Annotated in this window: 14 protein-coding genes; 7 read left to right on the top strand and 7 right to left on the bottom strand. The window is 73.0% G+C overall.

Annotation, left to right across the window (positions count from 1 at the left end; genetic code table 11):
* Nucleotide 1 precedes the first annotated feature (1 nt).
* The 4 genes from ACIQVT_RS29260 to ACIQVT_RS29245 form a co-directional block, all read right to left on the bottom strand.
* Complete coding sequence (locus ACIQVT_RS29260) at nt 2-850, bottom strand: hypothetical protein (protein ID WP_403760536.1); 849 nt, start codon at nt 848-850, stop codon at nt 2-4.
* Complete coding sequence (locus ACIQVT_RS29255; protein ID WP_403760533.1) at nt 847-1,716, bottom strand: diiron oxygenase; 870 nt, start codon at nt 1,714-1,716, stop codon at nt 847-849. The genes ACIQVT_RS29260 and ACIQVT_RS29255 overlap by 4 nt, the downstream gene beginning before the upstream one ends.
* Nucleotides 1,717-1,919: 203 nt before the next feature.
* A complete protein-coding gene (locus tag ACIQVT_RS29250; RefSeq protein ID WP_403760530.1) occupies nt 1,920-3,047 on the bottom strand; it encodes a LuxR family transcriptional regulator in 1,128 nt (375 codons plus the stop codon).
* On the bottom strand, nt 3,044-3,826 hold the full coding sequence (locus tag ACIQVT_RS29245) for a thioesterase II family protein (protein WP_403760524.1): 783 nt from the start codon (nt 3,824-3,826) through the stop codon (nt 3,044-3,046). Before ACIQVT_RS29245 ends, ACIQVT_RS29250 begins: the two co-directional genes overlap by 4 nt.
* 355 nt (nt 3,827-4,181) lie before the next feature.
* On the opposite strand from ACIQVT_RS29245, the gene ACIQVT_RS29240 reads away from it, so the two are divergent.
* The 3 genes from ACIQVT_RS29240 to ACIQVT_RS29230 all read left to right on the top strand — a co-directional run bounded on the left by ACIQVT_RS29240 (nt 4,182) and on the right by ACIQVT_RS29230 (nt 6,441).
* Nucleotides 4,182-4,607, top strand: a complete 426-nt coding sequence (locus ACIQVT_RS29240; RefSeq protein ID WP_403760521.1) for a helix-turn-helix domain-containing protein — start codon at nt 4,182-4,184, stop codon at nt 4,605-4,607.
* A gap of 165 nt (nt 4,608-4,772) precedes the next feature.
* Entirely contained in the window at nt 4,773-5,285 is a 513-nt protein-coding gene (locus ACIQVT_RS29235; RefSeq protein WP_403760518.1) for a hypothetical protein, read from the top strand.
* Nucleotides 5,275-6,441, top strand: coding sequence for an MAB_1171c family putative transporter (locus tag ACIQVT_RS29230; RefSeq protein ID WP_403760515.1), 1,167 nt, complete (start codon nt 5,275-5,277; stop codon nt 6,439-6,441). Before ACIQVT_RS29235 ends, ACIQVT_RS29230 begins: the two co-directional genes overlap by 11 nt.
* Nucleotides 6,442-6,453: 12 nt before the next feature.
* On the opposite strand, the gene ACIQVT_RS29225 is transcribed toward ACIQVT_RS29230, so the two are convergent.
* Nucleotides 6,454-7,707 carry an MFS transporter gene (locus ACIQVT_RS29225; protein ID WP_403760510.1) on the bottom strand — a complete coding sequence of 418 codons (1,254 nt, stop codon included), beginning with the start codon at nt 7,705-7,707 and terminating at the stop codon, nt 6,454-6,456.
* Nucleotides 7,708-7,860: 153 nt separating this feature from the next.
* Here ACIQVT_RS29225 and ACIQVT_RS29220 point away from each other — a divergent pair, with 153 nt between their 5' ends.
* From ACIQVT_RS29220 to ACIQVT_RS29210, 3 genes are all read left to right on the top strand, one after another.
* Nucleotides 7,861-8,205 carry an ArsR/SmtB family transcription factor gene (locus ACIQVT_RS29220; RefSeq protein WP_403760507.1) on the top strand — a complete coding sequence of 115 codons (345 nt, stop codon included), beginning with the start codon at nt 7,861-7,863 and terminating at the stop codon, nt 8,203-8,205.
* A 75-nt stretch (nt 8,206-8,280) separates the two neighbouring features.
* The gene (locus tag ACIQVT_RS29215) at nt 8,281-8,904 is read left to right on the top strand and encodes a pyridoxamine 5'-phosphate oxidase family protein (protein WP_403760504.1); all 624 of its coding nucleotides are present in this window, start codon (nt 8,281-8,283) and stop codon (nt 8,902-8,904) included.
* A 466-nt stretch (nt 8,905-9,370) separates the two neighbouring features.
* The gene (locus ACIQVT_RS29210; RefSeq protein ID WP_403760501.1) at nt 9,371-12,709 is read left to right on the top strand and encodes a BTAD domain-containing putative transcriptional regulator; all 3,339 of its coding nucleotides are present in this window, start codon (nt 9,371-9,373) and stop codon (nt 12,707-12,709) included.
* 24 nt (nt 12,710-12,733) lie between these two features.
* Here the strand turns inward: ACIQVT_RS29210 and ACIQVT_RS29205 are convergent, their stop codons facing one another.
* A complete protein-coding gene (locus ACIQVT_RS29205) occupies nt 12,734-14,437 on the bottom strand; it encodes a bifunctional 3'-5' exonuclease/DNA polymerase (protein WP_403760498.1) in 1,704 nt (567 codons plus the stop codon).
* A gap of 89 nt (nt 14,438-14,526) precedes the next feature.
* On the bottom strand, nt 14,527-15,324 hold the full coding sequence (locus ACIQVT_RS29200; protein ID WP_403760495.1) for a Clp protease N-terminal domain-containing protein: 798 nt from the start codon (nt 15,322-15,324) through the stop codon (nt 14,527-14,529).
* Between the two features lie 137 nt (nt 15,325-15,461).
* On the opposite strand from ACIQVT_RS29200, the gene ACIQVT_RS29195 reads away from it, so the two are divergent.
* Nucleotides 15,462-16,571: a DUF2786 domain-containing protein gene (locus tag ACIQVT_RS29195; RefSeq protein WP_403760492.1), complete on the top strand. Its 1,110-nt coding sequence runs from the start codon at nt 15,462-15,464 to the stop codon at nt 16,569-16,571.
* Nucleotides 16,572-16,573: the final 2 nt, after the last annotated feature.

The raw sequence follows: 16,573 nt of genomic DNA, 5'->3' as shown, positions 1-16,573 counted from the left end.
GTCAGTCGACCTGCCGGGCGGCCGCCCTGACGGATTCCAGCGCCTTTCGGGCATCGCCGCCGTGCAGGTCGAGCAGGACGGACAGCCACCGTTCCAGGCCGAACGCCACACAGCTCGTATAGGCGTATCCGGCACCGGATTCGAGGCGTATCTCGCAGCGCTCGCCGAAGAAATTGCGGTGCGTGTTCACGGACGAGATCGCCAGGCCGTCCGCGGCCTGGAACTCGTACTTGACCGGACTGAGCCTCGCCATGAGGGCGCGGGCGCCGTCGTTCTCGAAGAACGGGTCGGACGCGGCTTCTTTCTCCAGTCGCAGATCCAGTCCCTCGGCGAACGCGGTGATGCGTTCGGTGAAGGCGGCGATGACCCGCTGGGTGTGCTCGTAGGAGCCCAGTGCGACGATCTCCCGCATCTGGAAGCTGAGCAGCCGGCGCAGTCCGCCGTAGTACTCCTCGTTGCGGAAGCAGCGGTTGACCAGGGTCACCAGGGTCTCGTCGCCGACCCGGCTCTTCTCGTAGTACAGGTAGGCGCCGTAGCAGGTGGCGTGCGGCAGCCCGAGCTGTGATTCGCGCAGTTCGGACGGTGCGAAGCGGCCGTCGGCGGGCTTGGCCGCGCCGCTGTCCACATCGAGCGGGGCCGCGACCAGGGCGAGGTGGGGGAAGTTCGCGTAGACGTCGAACTTCTCCAGGTCGGCGACCGGGTACAGCGGTGGCGGGAGGATCTCGCGGGCGCCCGCGGACCTGCCCCAGTCGGCGAAGATCCGGTCGAGTTCCCTGAGCAGGTCCGTCCGGTCGGGGTCGAGGATGACGAGCGCCTGGGACAGGTCGAGGGTCGCGTGGGCGTCGGTCATCGGATGAGCCCCGTCTTCTCCAGGAATTTCGTGGTCTTACGGAAGACGCTCTTCTCGAACTCCGCCCGTGCCGGGGAGTCCAGGAGTTCCCGGCGCAGATCGAGCGGGTTCTCGACACCCGCGTCCCGGTAGACCTGCGGGTTGTACAGCGATTCGAAGCTGTAGCTCATGTACCGCCTGAGGTAGGCGGCGATGTCCTCGAGTTCCGCCTCGGAGGAAGTGCGCTTCACGTTCTCGAACAGCGCGGACACCAGTTCGCGGCCGAACGCGATGTGCCGGGACTCGTCCTGGTGGTGGATCCGGTTGATGCCGCGGACGGTCTCGTGCAGCCGGTCGTCCACCGCCATCTTGGAGTTGAAGTGGTCGACCAGTTCCTCGAAGATGAGGATCCGGACGAAGACCAGAAGGCTCTCCACGTCGGAGCGCGGGATCTCGACGGACCCGCCGGACGGCTGCCGGTAGATCTTCTTCCCGTAGCGCAGGCAGAATTCGGCGAAGAACCACATGTGCTCGTTCTCCTCACCGATGAAGTGGTGGAAGAACTCGGAGGGAGTCTCGAAGCCCGGGGTGTGGATGCGCCTGGTGACCTCGATGAGCAGTTCGCGGATGCCGTGCACGTTCAGGCTGTAGAAGTTGATGCTCTCGTAGCGCGAAAGCGTGTGAAGCTGCTTCTCGGTGAGCCGTGTGGCGGCTTCCGTGCCGTGCGTCGTCGTCAGCTCCGGACTCATCCACCACATGTTCTCCGGCAGGCTGTCCGGCCACTCGAACAATTTGTACGGGTTGTAGTAGTCGTCGATGGCCTTGGTGGTCAGGCGGTCCAGGATTCCGAGGAAACGGTCATCCTGGTCGATCAACTTGCTGACCATGCGCGAACGTCCTCCCATTCGGATGGGGCACTGGAAAAACAGTAAGGAGGGTTCGCTGTATGCGGCAACGACCTAAAGCGGCTTGGCCGCTCCTGGCCAGCGGAACGGGCCGGCAGGATCACAGGAGGGCGAAAGGACACGGAGGCACGGCCTGCCGGGGCCCCCTCACGGGACCCCGGCAGGCCGTGCCTGGAAGGGTTTGCTCAGCCGGCCCGGTCCACCCGCGGGCCGGGCTCGCGCATGCCCACGAGGCCGGCGCAGGCCGCCGCCACTCCGGCCTGGAACCGGCTCTCGGCGTTGAGTTCGCCCATGATGCCGGAGATGTGCCTGCGGAAGGTCCGCGACGACATGCCGATGCGGCGGGCGACGACGTCGTCCTTCAGACCGGAGGCGAGCAGGTCCAGGATGGTGGCCTTGACGTCGTCCAGCGTCTCCCCGTACGAGACGGCGTCGGCCTCGAAGTCGGTCCCCGACTGCCACGCGTACTCGTAGACCCGGCGGAGCAGGGACACGACCGCCGGCTCGTAGACGATCGTGACCAAGGGGGTGTTCTGGTCCTCGGTGTGCTCGGAGAGGAAGACCGTGTCGTCCCCCACGATGACGAGGGAGTCGAACACGTGGTTGGACGTGCGGATGCGGGCGCCGGCCTCGGCGGCCCTGCGCAGGCCGGCCCGGGCGGAGGCGCTGGTACGGGCGGTGTGGGGGCACAGGATCCGCAGCCGCGCGCCGTCCGGAAGTGCCTCCGGCCCCAGGGGCCGGTCCTGCTGTGCCCGGGTCGGGCCGAGCGGCCACATGGCGAGCACCTCGCCGATCCGGTCGCGGGCGGCGTCGGCCATCCGCAGTTCCACCTCCCGGGGGTCGTGGCAGCGCACCACCACCTCCTGCCGGGGCCTGGAGCGCCGCAGGGCGCTGAAGGTGTCGGCGAAGGAGCTCAGCCTCTCGTGGAGGCCGGCCAGTTGACGGCGCTTGTCGCTGATGGCCTCCTCCAGCGGCACCACCAGTTCGACGTGGGCGGTGTCCGGGCTCACCGCCCGGTACTGGCCCGACACCTCGCAGCGCTTGACCAGCCGCAGGCCACGCAACGTGCTCATCGTCCGCTCGACCGTGGCGGTCGGGAGGCGCAGCGCACTCGCCACCTGGAGGACGGTGGCGGGTCCGTTCGCCAGCGTCTCCTCGTAGACCCTGACGGCCAGTTCGTCCTCCCCGCACGCGGGCGAGGAGCCCGGTATCTCGCGGGCGGGCCGGTTCCTCGCCGGTGCCGTCCCGTCCAGCCGGGTGTCCGCGGCCGGCTCCAACCACGACGGTACGGCCGTGTCCAGCACGTTCTTCATCGCGTACCTCCCGTATGCCGCCCGGTGGAACCGGCGGGGAGAGCCGTGGTGACGGCCTCGGCCACCTCGGTCAGCCGCTCGTTGAGGAAGAAGTGGCCACCGGGGAAGGTGGCGACCGTCAGCCCCCCTGTCGTGTGGCTTCCCCAGGCCTCGGCCGCGGCCGCGTCGACATAGGGGTCCGCGTCCGAGAGCAGGAAGGTGACGGGACAGCGCACCGTCGCGTCCGGCGGGGCCAGGTAACCGGAGTTCGCCCGGTAGTCGTTGCGGACCACGGTCAGGATCGACTCCCGGTACTTGGGCTTGTCGAGCAGCTTGGCCGGAACGGCTCCCAGCGCCCTGAGCTCTTCGACGATCTCCGCATCGCCCTGCGGTACGTGCACGCCGAGCCCGTCCGACGGCGAACGCCGGCCGGAGACGAACAGCCGCACGGGGGGCGTGCCCGCGGCCTCCAGTCGCCGGGTCAGTTCGAAGGCGACGACGGATCCCATGCTGTGGCCGAGGACCGCGAAGGGCCGGTCGCACCAGGGCCGCAGTCGGGCGGCGATCCCGTCCGCCAGTTCGCCGATGTCGGTGAAGCCCCGGTATCCGGGACCGCCCTGCCGGCCCGGGTACTGGACGGACAGCGCCTCGATGTGGCCAGGCAGGGCTCTGGCCAGCGGCCCGAAGGCGCTCGCGGACGCCCCGGCGTGGGGACAGCAGACCAGGCGTGTCGCCGGGCCGGGTACGGGCCGGGGGACCTGGATCCAGTTCGCGGTGTCTCGGACGGCTTGCTTTTCCATCGAGTCGTCATCCCCATCCGGTCGCAGCACAAAAGGAGGTCAACGTGTTCCGGGGGTTGAGCGGTCGCGCGGAGCAGAGGGTCGGCGTCGGGCGCGGCGGCACGGCGTGTCACGGGCGGTCGTCGGTGCCAGGGATTGCTCGCGGCAACTGACCGCCCCTACGATCACGCGGCTCAGGGAATTCGCGGCCACACCAGTTGCCGAGGGGTCAGCTTAGCTCGCGGCGGTTGCTTGTCAACCGATGCAAACCGGTGCACGGTTGGCGTCAAAGACTGCCCTGTGACGGATCGGAGTAGGCATGGCTGAAAATGCGCGGTCTTCCGCTAGGGGCGCGCTCGCAAGTCGCCTGAACCACTTGTTCGCCACCGTGCATCCGAGGGACCGCGGCCCCTACAGCAATGACGAAGTGGCCAGGGCGATCCGTGAACGAGGGGGGGACATCTCGAAGGCGTACATCGCCTACCTCCGCAACGGGACGCGCAGCAACCCGACGATGCACCACCTGGAGGCGCTGGCCGCCTTCTTCGGCGTGAAGCCGGCGTATTTCTTCGACGACGAGGTCGCCGAGGAGGTCGATTCCATGCTGCTGCGGCTGGTCGCGCTGCGGGAGGCCGGCATCCAGTTGAACGAGTGGGAGGCGCTGCGGGACGCGGGCATCACCAAGATTGCCGCGCGGGCCAATGGGCTGTCCACGAAGGGGCTGGTGGCGGCGGCCGAAATACTTGATCAGCTGCGCGCTCTGGAAGGTCTGCCCCTGGAAAAGGACACCAGCGATAGTTGACGCCTTGAGGGATGGTCAGTCACGGTATCCAGGGTGCGTCCCGGGCCTCGCACACGCAACCACCGGTCCGGCAGCGGGGGATATCACAGCAATACCGTGCAGGCGGCCAGTTCGTTCGGGCAGCGCTGGAGACGGCGCCGGAGCCGGGCAAGAACGGGGAGTGGTATGCGGATTCGGTACCGGCGGCTGCGCCGCCGCTGTGAGGCCGTACTGGGCGCCTTACGGTTGGAGCCCCCGTTCTCCCTCGAAGAGCTCTGTACCCACCTGACCGGTCTGCGGGGGCGGCCGCTGCACCTGCTCCCGCTGCCGGGTGGCGCGGCGGCGGCGGGAGCCTGCGGCCTGTGGCTCGCCACCGGCACCGACGACTTCGTCTTCTTCGAGCAGCAGACCAGCCGTCCGCACCAGGAGCACATCGTCCTGCACGAGATCGGCCACATGCTGTTCGACCACCCGACGCTCGACCTGCCCGGCGGCCTCGGAGCGCCCGGGCAGCTCGGGGACCTCGACCTCGGGCTCGCGCAGCGCCTCCTGGCGCGCACCGACTACACCACGCGCCAGGAGCAGGAAGCCGAGATGCTCGCCAGTCTCATCCGGACCTTCGCGCTCCGGGCGGAGACGCCGCTGTCCGAATCCGCCAGTGAATGGGAAGCGGCGCTGGGGCTGTCGCGTGTCCTATGACGTGAAGACGGCGGGACTGTGGGTCGAGGGCGTCGGTACGTCGGTCATGTGGCTCGCCCTGCTGTTACGGGCCCCCTGCGCCGTTCGGTCACCGCAGCAGCGCGGCCTGTGGATCGCGGTCGCGGCGGCGGCCGTCACCATGACACTCAAACGGCATTTTCTGGTCGCGTCGGTGGACCGTGATTTCCACATCTACCAGGCGTATGTGCTGGCGACCCATCTGTGCGGAGTGCTTTCGGCCATCATCGTCATGGACTTCGTCCTCGTCACGACGGACCGGGCCCAACGGGAATGGCTTCATCTCGGTTCCGGACTGGCCGTCGTCTGTCTGATAATCCTCGGCGCGCGCTCGAATCCGGGGATGAACGTCCAGCAGTCGCACGGTGTCGGGAGCGATGTTTTCTGGCTGATAGTGATCGGCATACACGAGGCCGGAAACATTCTGTGCATTGCCGTGTGTCTGCGGCACTGGCGCAAGGGCGGGAAATCGCCGCTCCGGACCACCATGGGCCTATTCGGACTGGGCAGCTGCCTGGCGGCCCTTTCCTGGGCGGGAAGCGTGCTCCAGCTGGTCTCGGGCGCTTTCTGGGTGGCGCCGGTCCTTCCCTTCGTCATGGGCGTGTTCTGCTTCTCCAGGGCGGCCGTGATCGCCGCGCCGGCGTTCTCGGCCGCCCGCCGTGCGCACCGGGACGCCAGGGACTTCTGGCGTCTGTGGGGACTCTGGCGCGACCTCGTGTCCGCGGTGCCCTGGGTGGCCCTCGCGCCGCCCCGCCCGCGCCTGCTGGAACTGCTGCTGCCGCGCGGTCCCTGGAGCCTGCTGGTGTACCGCCAGGTCATCGAGATCCGTGACGCCATCCTCGTCCTGCGCGACTACGCGTCGCCCGATCCGCCGTTCCCCGGTCCCGACCCGAAGGTGCCCTCCGACCCGTCCGCCGCCTACGCGGCGGAGATGGCGCGCTGGCTGGCGGCGGCCCGCCGAGCCAAGAACCGGGGGCAGGGGCCGCGCACCCGGGTCGTGGGGCTGTCCGCGCTGGGCGGTCACGATCTCGTGCACGAGACCGCCTTCCTGGTCCGGGTCGCCGACGCCTACTGCCGCGCCGCGCCGGGCGGCGGGGCCGACCCCTCGGCGCACCGGTTCCCCACCGCGATCCGCTGAGCCCCGCCCGGGTCACTTCGCGGCCGGTGCCCCGAGGTCCCCGGCCGCCGTGCCCGTCGGGGCGCCGGTGGCCCGCTCGTCCGCCCGGCGCTCGGGCCGGGCCGACAGCCAGGTCAGCAGGGCCGCCGCGAGGACGCAGACCATCGCGATGGGCAGCAGCGAGGCGGCGCTGCCGAACGAGTTGAGGCCGATCGCGCCGATCACGCTGGACAGGGAGATCGCCAGGTACATCACGGCCGCGTTGAGCGAGACCCCCAGCGCCTCGGCCCCCGGCTGGGAGAGCGCCATGACGCGGTGCTGCTGCGGGGCGGTCACCGACCACGAGCCCACTCCGCTGAGCGCCACCACGACCACCGCGGCGGCGAACGACTTCTGGCTGGGCAGCATGGCGAGGAACACCGCGGCCAGACCGAGGGTGGCGCAGATGACCACGTTCCGGGGTCCGTGCCGGTCGGCCAGGCGGCCGGCCATCAGGTTGCCCGCGGTGCCGGCCAGTCCGAACACCAGCAGCAGCAGCGCCACCCGGCCGCCGTCGCCGTCGGTGGCCGGCGCGAACACCGAGCTGATGTACGTGTACGGCAGGTAGATGCCGACGAAGGCCAGCAGGGTGACGGTGAGGACGCTCGCCACCCGGCGGTCGGTGAGCGGGGAGAGCCGCTGGCGCAGGCCCACCTTGGCGCCGAGCCTGATGTCCGGCAGCCGCAGCGCGATCACCGGCGCGATCACGACGGCGAGCGCGGTGACGAACCACATCGTGGCCCTCCACCCGAACGCGTTGCCGATGGTGGTGCCGAGCGGCGCGCCGAGGGCGAGCGAGGACGTCAGGCCGACGGTCACGATCGCGATCGCCCGGCCGCGCCGCTCGCCGCCGGCGATGGCCGCGGCGGTGGCCCCCGCGTTCGGCGTGAACATCGCGGCTCCGGCCGCGGCCACCACCCGGGAGGCCAGGACCAGCGGGTAACCGGGGGCGAGCGCGGTGACGATGTTGCCCACCGCGAAGACGGCGAGCGCCGTGACCAGCACCCGGCGCCGGGACCAGGTGCCGGTCAGGGCCGCCAGGACGGGTGAAAGCAGGGCGTAGGCGATGGCGAAGACGCTGACCAGCTGTCCCGCGGCGGCCGTGTCGACGTGCAGCGAGCGGCTGATGTCGGGGAGCAGGCCGGCGATCACGAAGGCGTCGGTTCCCACGGCGAAGGTGCCCAGGGCCAGAACCATCGCATGAGGGCGCCAGCGCTCGCCGTGGTCGGCTTGCGCGGTGTCGGTCATCGGGTGCTCCTGTTCCGAGAGAGGCCGTGCCGTACGATGAGCAGCGTAGTCTATGTCGATCCTGATCGTAACTACCGATGTGCGTTGACTCTCCCCCGGGACGATGGGCAGATGTGATGTGTATCGTCAGAGGCGATCACCATGGAGGCCGCGATGCGCGACACGAAGGACACCTGGCTGCCGGAGCCCGATCTCGACGAGGTCGACATCGGTACGGTCCTCCAGGCCCTGGCCGATCCCGTACGCCTGCTGATCGTGCGGCTGCTCGACAGCGCGGGCGAGGGTTCCTGCACCACCCTGGACGTCCCCGTCAAGCGGTCGACCGTCTCCCATCACCTGCGCACCCTGCGGGAGAGCGGCGTCGTCGCGACCCGGCTGGTGGGCAACTCACGGCTCAGCAGGCTGCGCAGGGACGAACTGGAACGCCGCTTCCCCGGCCTGCTCACGTCCATCCTGACGGCCTCCGCACCCGAGGAGCGGCGACAGCACGCCGGATGACCCGGCACGGGACAGCACCCCGCCGCAGCGACACGGAGCGGACAGCCGCCGACCAGCCGAGCCCCAGGAGGTCGCATGGGACGCTACGCCCACCTGGCGTACACCGCATCGGTGCGCCAGGTACAGAGTGAACAGGGGAGCGCGGCGGTGGCCGGCCGCCGGCTCCTGGAGGGGGACGACCCCGAGACGCTGACGGCGGACGAGGCCGGCTTCATCGAGTCCCGCGACGGCTTCTACCTCGCCAGCGTCAGCGAGACCGGCTGGCCGTACGTCCAGTACAGGGGAGGCGCGCCCGGCTTCCTCCATGTCCTGGACGAGCGCACCATCGGTTACGCCGATGTGCGGGGCAACCGCCAGTACATCACCACGGGGAACGTCCGGGCGGACGGGCGCGTGGCGCTGTTCCTCATGGACTACCCGCTGCGGCGCCGGCTGAAGATCTTCGGCCGGGCCTGCGTCCGGTCGCTGGAGGACGACCCGGCCCTCACCGAGCGGCTCTCCGCCGGGCGCACCCCCGGTCACCTGGAACGCCTGATGGTGATCCGCGTCGAGGGGTTCAACTGGAACTGCCACCAGCACATCACGCCCCGCTACTCGGAGGCCGAACTCGCCGCCGCGCTCGATCCGGTGCGCACCCGGCTCGCCGCGCTGGAGGAGGAGAACCGCCGCCTCAGGGCCCGCCTCGGCGACGACGCCTGACGCGTCCGCGCGTTCACGGGACCGGACCGCCGGGTACCGGGAAGCGGACCGGCCGGGACGAGGGAAGGCGGGACGGGACCCCGGTCGTTCACCTCCGACGACCGGGGCCCTGCTCGTCCCCGGACCCGGCCTGCGGCGACACTCCCCCGAGTTACGCGACTTCCGCGCGCGCCGTCGGGCCGGACCCGATGAAATGATCACATCAGGATTCGCCAACGGATCGCTAACATGTGGCCAACGGTTCGCCGGTGAACGGCGAGCCGTCTGGCCGGAAGTCGCCCCGCGGCGACGGCGGCGGCGCCGGAGAAGGCCCGGATCCACGGGTGGTTCCGGAGCCGGACCGGCGGACGGAAGGTGGCGGGAAACCGTTGTGGGCAGGGCGGGATTCCGCCAGACGACGGCGGGCACACGCCTGCCGCGGTGCGCGGCCGGGGCCGACCGCGCGGAAAGGCAGTGAAGCGGCGTGATGCGGCGGTGCGAGCTGCGCTTCGGGCTGCTGGGGCCGCCGGTCCTCTACGACCGGCCGCCGTCCGGGACGCCGGGCACCACCTCGCCGGGACCGGGGGAGCCCGGCCGGGCGGAGACGCACGCCCACCGGGGGCGCCGCGACGACGCCGCTGACCAGGGGGTCCGGGCCATCGGCAGCCCCAAAGTCCGTGCCCTGCTCGCCGCGTTGCTGCTGGAGCCGGGACGGGTCGTGCCGCTGGAGTCGTTGAAGGACGCGTTGTGGGGCGGCGCCCCGCCCGTCTCCGCGAAGGCCTCCCTGCACAACCACGTCACCCGGCTGCGCCGTCTCCTGGACGACCCGGAGCGGCTCAGAGCCGTACCGCCCGGCTACGCGCTGCGCGTCGGCCCCGGCGAGCTGGACGTGCACGTCTTCGACGCCCGGGTCGCGCAGGCGCGCGCCGCGCACGCCCGGCGGGACTGGCCGGGCGTCGTGGACGCCGGCACCGCCGCCCTCGCGCTGTGGCGCGGCACCCCGCTCAGCGGGCTCCCCGCCGACCTCGGCGGTTACGCCCTCGTGCAACGTCTCGAAGAGGCCCGGCTGTCCCTGCTGGAGTGGCGGTACGACGCCGAACTTGCTCTCGGCGGCGCACGGTTGCCGGCGCTCGTGCCGGAGCTGGCGGCGCTGGCCGCCGAGCATCCGCTGCGCGAGGCCTATCACCGCCAGCTGATGCTCGCCCTGCACCGCACCGGCCGGCAGGCCGAGGCGCTCGCCGTCCACCGCGACCTGCGCGCCCGTCTGGTGGGGGAGCTGGGTGTCGAGCCCGGGCACGCGGTCCGCGCGGCACACGTCGAGGTGCTGCGGGGCGGCGACGGGGCGCGGCGCGAGGCCGGCGAGCCGGACGGGGCCGGACCCGCCGGTGGTGCCGGGCGCCGGCCGGACGAGGGCGGCCGGGGGAGCGCCGCCGGCGAAGCGGACCCGGCGCCCTCGACTCCGCCCGCGTCGTCCGGAGGCGGTGGGCCGGAACGGCGGCGGACCCCGCGCCCGGCCCAGCTCCCGGCCCCTCCCGCGCACTTCACCGGGCGCGCCGGTGTGAGCCGCGCCCTGCGCCGGGCGCTGACCGAGCCGCCCGCCCCGGCACCCGCCGTGGCCGTGATCAGCGGCATGGCGGGCGTCGGCAAGAGCGCGCTGGCGCTGCATGTCGCGCACGAGCTGAGGGAACGTTTCGCCGACGGTCAGCTCTACGTCAACCTGCACGGCGCCACCCCCGGCGTGACCCCGCTGACCGCCGCGCAGGCACTCGCCGCGCTGCTGCGGGACCTCGGCACCGAACCGCGGAACGTCCCCGAACACCCGGACGCCGCGGCCGCCTTGCTGCGCTCGCTGCTCGCCCCCGCGCACCTCCTGCTGGTGCTGGACGACGCGGCCGGCGCGGCCCAGGTCCGGCCCCTGCTCCCGGCCGGACCCGGCTGTGCGGTGATCGTCACCAGCCGCTCGCCGCTGACCGCGCTCGACGGCGCGCGGCGCTTCCCGCTCACCCCGCTGACCGGCGAGGACAGCGCGGCGCTGCTGCGCGCCGTGAGCGGAAGGGCGGGGCTGGACGCCGGTCACCCCCTGGTCGAACTGACCGGGCGGCTGCCGCTGGCGCTGCGCGTGGTCGCGGCCCGGCTCGCCGCCCGGAGCGCCCTCACCCCCGACGTCCTGGCCGGCCAACTGGCCGACACGGGAGGGCGCCTGCACCACCTGGAGTACGACGACCTGAGCGTCCGGCGCTCCCTGGCCGTCGCCCACGACGCGCTCGCCGCCGGCGAACGCCAGGCCGACCGGGACGCGGCCCTCGCCCTGCGCCACATAGGCGCCCTCGACCTGCCCGCCTACGGCGCCCCGCTCGTCGCCCGCCTCACCGGCACCGACGAGCGCCGCGCCGAGGCCGCCCTGGACCGCCTGGTCGACGTCGCCCTCCTGGAGGAGACGGCGTACGGCCGCTACACCCCCCACGACCTGGTCCGCGACTTCGCCCGCGAACTGGCCGACGCGGCCACGCCCCCGGGCTCCCCGCCGGCCCCGGCCGTCCCCCCTGCGAAGGCCCCGGACACGACCGCCGCGGCTCGCGGAGCGGACCCGACGGAGCCGGCCGCCGCCCCCGGCCGGCCCGCCCCGACGGCGGGTGCCCGCCCCGTGCCCCGCGCGGCCGTCCGCCAGGACACCGCCGCTCCTGATCGCACCGCGCTGTGGTGGTACGCCGCGGTGGCGGACCGGGTGCTGACGGCCGTCATGGAGCCGGGGGTCGACCAGGACGACCGGCGGCGGCCGACCGGCGGGCACCCGGTGGAGCACGCGGCCGACCTGGCCGCCCTGGCGTTCTTCGAGTCGGCCGAGGAGGCCTGCGCCTGGGGGGAGACGGAGCTGGAGAACGTCGTCGCGCTGGTGGAGCGGAACGCCGGCACGGACGATCCGCGCACCGACGCCGCGCTCGCGACGCTGGTACGGCTGCTCTTCCCCTACGTGCAGCGCAGCGGCCGGGTCGCCGAGATGGAGGTGCTGGGCCGGGCCGCGCTCACCGCCGCGCGACGGCTCGCGGACCCGGCCGCCGAGGCGTACGCGCTGGGCGACCTCGCGGGCCTGCACTTCCTGACCGGCCGGCACAACGACGCCCTCGCCCTCACCGACCGAGCCCTGGAGATCTGGCGCCGGCTCGGCCGGACCTCCCGCATCCGGCGCTGCCTCAACAACCGCGGGCTGCTGCTGGAGGGGCTCGGCCGGTTCGAGGAGTCGGGGGAGGCGCTGCGGCGGAGCCTCACGTACTCCCGGTCGCTGAACGACTCCTACGGCGAGGCCGTCACCCACAGCCACCTGGGCAACCTCTACGAGCACAGCGATCCGCGCGCCGCCATCGAGCAGCACCGGCGCTCACTGGCCATCGGGGAGGCGATCGGCGCGGTCGTCGTGCGGCACTCGGCGCACTGCAACATCGGCTACGCCCACCTGTCGCTCGGTGAACCGGCCGCCGCCGCCCGGCACTTCGAGGAGAGCCTGCGTCTCCTGGGCCTGCACGGCGACTGGCACGGGGAGTCGCAGACGCGGCTCGGCCTGGTCCGCGCGCTGCGGGAGCTGGGGGAGACCGGACGGGCGGCCGGTGAGTGCGCCGAGCTGCTGCGCCGGGCCGAGTCGCGCGCCGACCGTTACGTGGGCGGCCTCGCTCTGCACCAGCGCGGCCTGCTGCTGTCCGGGGAGGGGCGACGGCGGGAGGCGTGCGACGCCTGGCGCGCGGCGCTCGACGCGCTGGCCGGCACGGACGAGAGGGCGGTCCTGGCCGAGTTGGCGGACCTGCTGGCCGGCGCCCCGCCCGCCCCGCGGTGACACCCGCCCGCCCCGCGGCCCCGTTCACTTGGCGTCGGCATAGCACTCCACCACGGCCGTCGTGAACGGGAACCGCACCGGTGTCTCGCCGAAGGTCAGCCGGCCGGCGAGGTCGGCGGCGTCACGGATGGCCCGGACGACGGTCTCGGCCTCCTCGGCGGGGCAGTGCACGATCACCTCGTCGTGCTGGAAGAAGACCAGCTCGGCCCGGAGCGGCACGCACGCGCGGCGCAGCGCGGCGAGGAGCAGCAGGGCCCAGTCGGCGGCGCTGCCCTGGACGACGAAGTTGCGGGCGAAGCGGCCCCGCGCGCGGGAGTCGCCGGAGGCGTGACCGGGAGCCCAGCCGGTACGGCCGTCCGGTCGCGCCCCGGTGTCCTCCACCCCGGCCGGCGGGATGCCCGCCTCCTCCGCCGCGTCCTCGCCCGCGCCGGCGGCCGGCGGACAGGTGCGGCCCAGCCAGGTGCGCACCAGCCGGCCCTCCTCGCCCGCACGGGCGGCCTCGTCGACGTAGGCGACGGCCCGCGGGAAGCGGCGGCGCAGCGCGGCGAGGTTCTTCAGTCCGTCGCCCGCGGTCTGGCCGTAGACCGCGCCGAGGACGGCGAGCTTGGCCTGGTCGCGGTCGCCGGAGAAGGCGCGCTCGGAGACGGCCTGGTAGAGGTCGCTCGGGCGGGCGGCCACCTCCATCAGGCCGGGGTCGCGGGAGATCGCGGCCAGTACGCGCGGCTCCATCTGGTCGGCGTCGGCCACCACCAGCCGCCAACCCGGGTCGGCGACCACGGCGCGGCGGATCACCTTGGGGATCTGGAGGGCGCCCCCGCCATTGGTCACCCAGCGTCCGGTGACCGTGCCGCCGGCCAGGAACTCGGGACGGAAGCGGCCGTCGCGCACCCAGTCCTGGAGCCATGACCAGCCGTGGGCCACCCAGATGCGGTAGAGCTTCTTGTACTCCAGCAGCGGCTCGACGGCCGGGTGGTCGACGGAGCGGATCTCCCAGCGGCGGGTGGATCTCACCTTGATCCCGGCCTGCGCGAAGGCCTTGACCACGTCGGCGGGCAGGTCGGGCCGCACCCGGCGGCCGAAGGCGGCGGACACCTGGTCGGCCAGTTCGGCGAGGCGGCGCGGCTGGCCGCCGCCCGCATACCGCTCGCCGAGCAGGGAATGCAGCAGTTCGCGGTGGACGTCGGCGCTCCAGGGCAGGCCCGCGTGGTTCATCTCGGCGGCCACCAGCATCCCGGCGGACTCCGCGGCGGTCAGCAGCAGCATCCGGTCGGGGTGGGTGGTCAGGGCGTGACGCCGCAACTGCTCGGCGTGGACGGCGAGCAGGTCCGGCAGGGGCAGGCGGGTGCCGGCCGGCTCGAACAGGGGGGACTGGGCGCCCGGCACGGCCGCGCGCTGCGGCGGGTCGGGCGGTACGGGGCCGCCGCGGAGGCGGGCCAGGGCGGCGGCGGCCGAGCGTGGCTCGCCCGACCGGCCCTCGTGGCCCAGCAGGAGTGTCTCGGCGTCCTCGACGTCGTAGCACCGCTCTACTCGCACCCCCGTGGCGAGCAGACGCGGGTAGACCTCGGCGGTCGACCGCCACACCCATCGCGTCACCTCCGGGCGGCTCCGCACCGCCCCGGCGAGATCACTCTCGCGCCGCACCGGCCCGGCGGGCAGCCCGTCCGGGCCGAGGGGGGCGACGTCCACGCCACCGTCCTCGGCCGGTGCGAGCGCCCACCGGTCGGTCATGGAACGAGTCTGGCAGGGGGGTCTGACAACGGCCCCGACCTGCGGCTGGACTCGAAGCGAGTCCCTCCTGCGGGCCGCCCGCCCACCGGCTACCTCCCCTCCTCCCGGTCCTCCCCCTCCCGGCCCTCCTCCTGGCCTTCCTCCCGGCCGTCCCGGCCTTCCCGCCGGCTCTGCTCCAGCAGCGGGGCCAGCACCTCGGCGACGTACTGCTCGGTCCCCGCCTTGGTGACGCCGAGGCCGCTCAGGACGCCCCGGCCGTTCTCGTGCTCCAGCAGTGCCAGCAGGACGTGCTCGGTGCCGATGTGGTCGTGGCCGAGGCGCAGTGCCTCGCGGAAGGTGAGCTCCAGGACCTTCTTGGCCTCGGGGCCGTAGGGGATCAGGTCGGGTACGTCGTCCGCGGCGGGCGGCAGGGCGGCGGTCGCGGCCCCGCGCACGGCGTCCAGGGGGACGCCCTGTGCGGTGATCGCCTTCGCGGCCAGGCCCTCGGGCTCGGCCAGCAGTCCGAGGACCAGGTGTTCGGGACGGCCCTCGGGGGTGCGTGCGGCCACCGCCTCGCTGTGCGCGGCCACGACCACGCTGCGCGCGCGGGGGCTGTAGCGGCTGAAGCCCTGGCTGAGGTCGAGGGTGGCGGACTCCTTCGACACGAACCGCTTCTGTGCCGCCTGCCGGGTCACCCCCATGCTCTGGCCGATGTCGGTCCAGGACGCCCCGGAGCGGCGGGCCTGGTCGACGAAGTGTCCGATCAGGTGGTCCGCCACGTCGCCGAGGTGATCGGCGGCGATCATCGCGTCCTGGAGCTGGTCGAGCGGTTCGGTGTGGACCTTCTTGATGGCCTCGATGAGGTCGTCGAGGCGCACGGATGCCTTGATGCGCTGGTTGGTCGCCATGCTGTCAACCGTAGGTTGTCAGTAGAGGAGTGTCAACGACAGGTTGACAAGAGAGCGAGGCCGGTGGCGGCGAAAGTTGTCCACAGGATGTGGACGGCCGGGTCGGGCTGTCGGTGCCGCGTGGCACGATCGACGGTGTGACCAGCACTGCCAGCACCGTCGAACGCGCCTTCCGCGCCGCCCTCCACGACGACACCGACACCGGACTCGACACGGCGGCCTCCCTGCTCGCCGCCGATCCCGGCGCGGACGCCGAACTCGCCGCGCGCGGCGAGGAGTTCGTGGCGGCGGCCTGGCGGCGCGGCTGGCAGCCCGCCGACGTCGAACGCATGGTGCGGCGCGAACTGGACGGCGTGCACGTGGGCCTGGCCGCCGCGCTGATCCGGGCCCAGGCGGGGCGGGACCGGCCGCGCGGACGCCGCTGGGCCGCCCAGCTGGCGGCCCTGCCCGAGGGGAGCGCACCCGGCGGCGACCGGTTCTCGCGGGCCACCGCCGTCCTGGAGCTGTACCGCCTGCTGCTGCGCCTGCCCCCGCTGGAGCCCCTGGAGGACGAGTCCCGCCGCGCCCACGGTCCGGGCGCCTCCCGCATGCTGAGCCGCATCCGCGCGCTGCTCGCCAAGGCCGAGGCGACCGGCTACCCGGAGGAGGCCGAGGCGCTCAGCGCCAAGGCGCAGGAGCTGATGGCCCGGCACAGCGTCGACGAGGCGCTGCTCGCCGCCGGCGCGCCCGCGCCGGACGCGCCCGGCGCCTGCCGCATCGGCGTCGACCCGCCGTACGAGCAGGCCAAGGCGGTCCTGCTGGACGCGGTGGCCACCGCCAACCACTGCCGCGCGGTGTGGAACGAACCGCTCGGGTTCGCCACGGTCGTCGGCTTCGAGGCGGACCTGGAGGCGGTCGAGCTGCTCCACACCTCGCTGCTGGTGCAGGCCACCCACGCCATGACCGAGGCCGAGGCGGCGCAGCGGGCCGGCGGCCGCAAGCGGACCAAGACCTTCCGGCAGTCGTTCCTGGCCGCCTACGCGCACCGCGTCGGTGATCGGCTCGCGGCCGCCGCCGAGACCCAGGTCACCCGGGACCTGCTGCCGGTGCTGGCCACCCGCGAGGCGGCCGTCACCGGCCGCCTGGAGCACATGTTCCCCGAGACCACGACCACCCGGCTGCGCGGGGTGAGCGACGCCGCGGGCTGGACCGAGGGTGCCCGCGCGGCCGACCGGGCGCAGGTGAGATCCCGCCACCGGCTCGGCTGACC

The sequence above is a fragment of the Streptomyces sp. NPDC100445 genome, assembly GCF_044759735.1.
Taxonomy (GTDB): Bacteria; Actinomycetota; Actinomycetes; order Streptomycetales; family Streptomycetaceae; genus Streptomyces.
This window is presented reverse-complemented; position numbering and strand designations above follow the sequence as displayed.

Bases quoted from the DNA above. Each gene is read 5' to 3' on its own strand.
- ACIQVT_RS29245 (WP_403760524.1), bottom strand. From the start codon at position 3,826: ATGGAAAAGCAAGCCGTCCGAGACACCGCGAACTGGATCCAGGTCCCC.
- ACIQVT_RS29235 (WP_403760518.1), top strand. From the start codon at position 4,773: ATGCGGATTCGGTACCGGCGGCTGCGCCGCCGCTGTGAGGCCGTACTG.
- ACIQVT_RS29200 (WP_403760495.1), bottom strand. From the start codon at position 15,324: ATGGCGACCAACCAGCGCATCAAGGCATCCGTGCGCCTCGACGACCTC.
- ACIQVT_RS29215 (WP_403760504.1), top strand. From the start codon at position 8,281: ATGGGACGCTACGCCCACCTGGCGTACACCGCATCGGTGCGCCAGGTA.
- ACIQVT_RS29205 (WP_403760498.1), bottom strand. From the start codon at position 14,437: ATGACCGACCGGTGGGCGCTCGCACCGGCCGAGGACGGTGGCGTGGAC.
- ACIQVT_RS29225 (WP_403760510.1), bottom strand. From the start codon at position 7,707: ATGACCGACACCGCGCAAGCCGACCACGGCGAGCGCTGGCGCCCTCAT.
- ACIQVT_RS29260 (WP_403760536.1), bottom strand. From the start codon at position 850: ATGACCGACGCCCACGCGACCCTCGACCTGTCCCAGGCGCTCGTCATC.
- ACIQVT_RS29250 (WP_403760530.1), bottom strand. From the start codon at position 3,047: ATGAAGAACGTGCTGGACACGGCCGTACCGTCGTGGTTGGAGCCGGCC.
- ACIQVT_RS29220 (WP_403760507.1), top strand. From the start codon at position 7,861: ATGCGCGACACGAAGGACACCTGGCTGCCGGAGCCCGATCTCGACGAG.
- ACIQVT_RS29255 (WP_403760533.1), bottom strand. From the start codon at position 1,716: ATGGTCAGCAAGTTGATCGACCAGGATGACCGTTTCCTCGGAATCCTG.
- ACIQVT_RS29210 (WP_403760501.1), top strand. From the start codon at position 9,371: ATGCGGCGGTGCGAGCTGCGCTTCGGGCTGCTGGGGCCGCCGGTCCTC.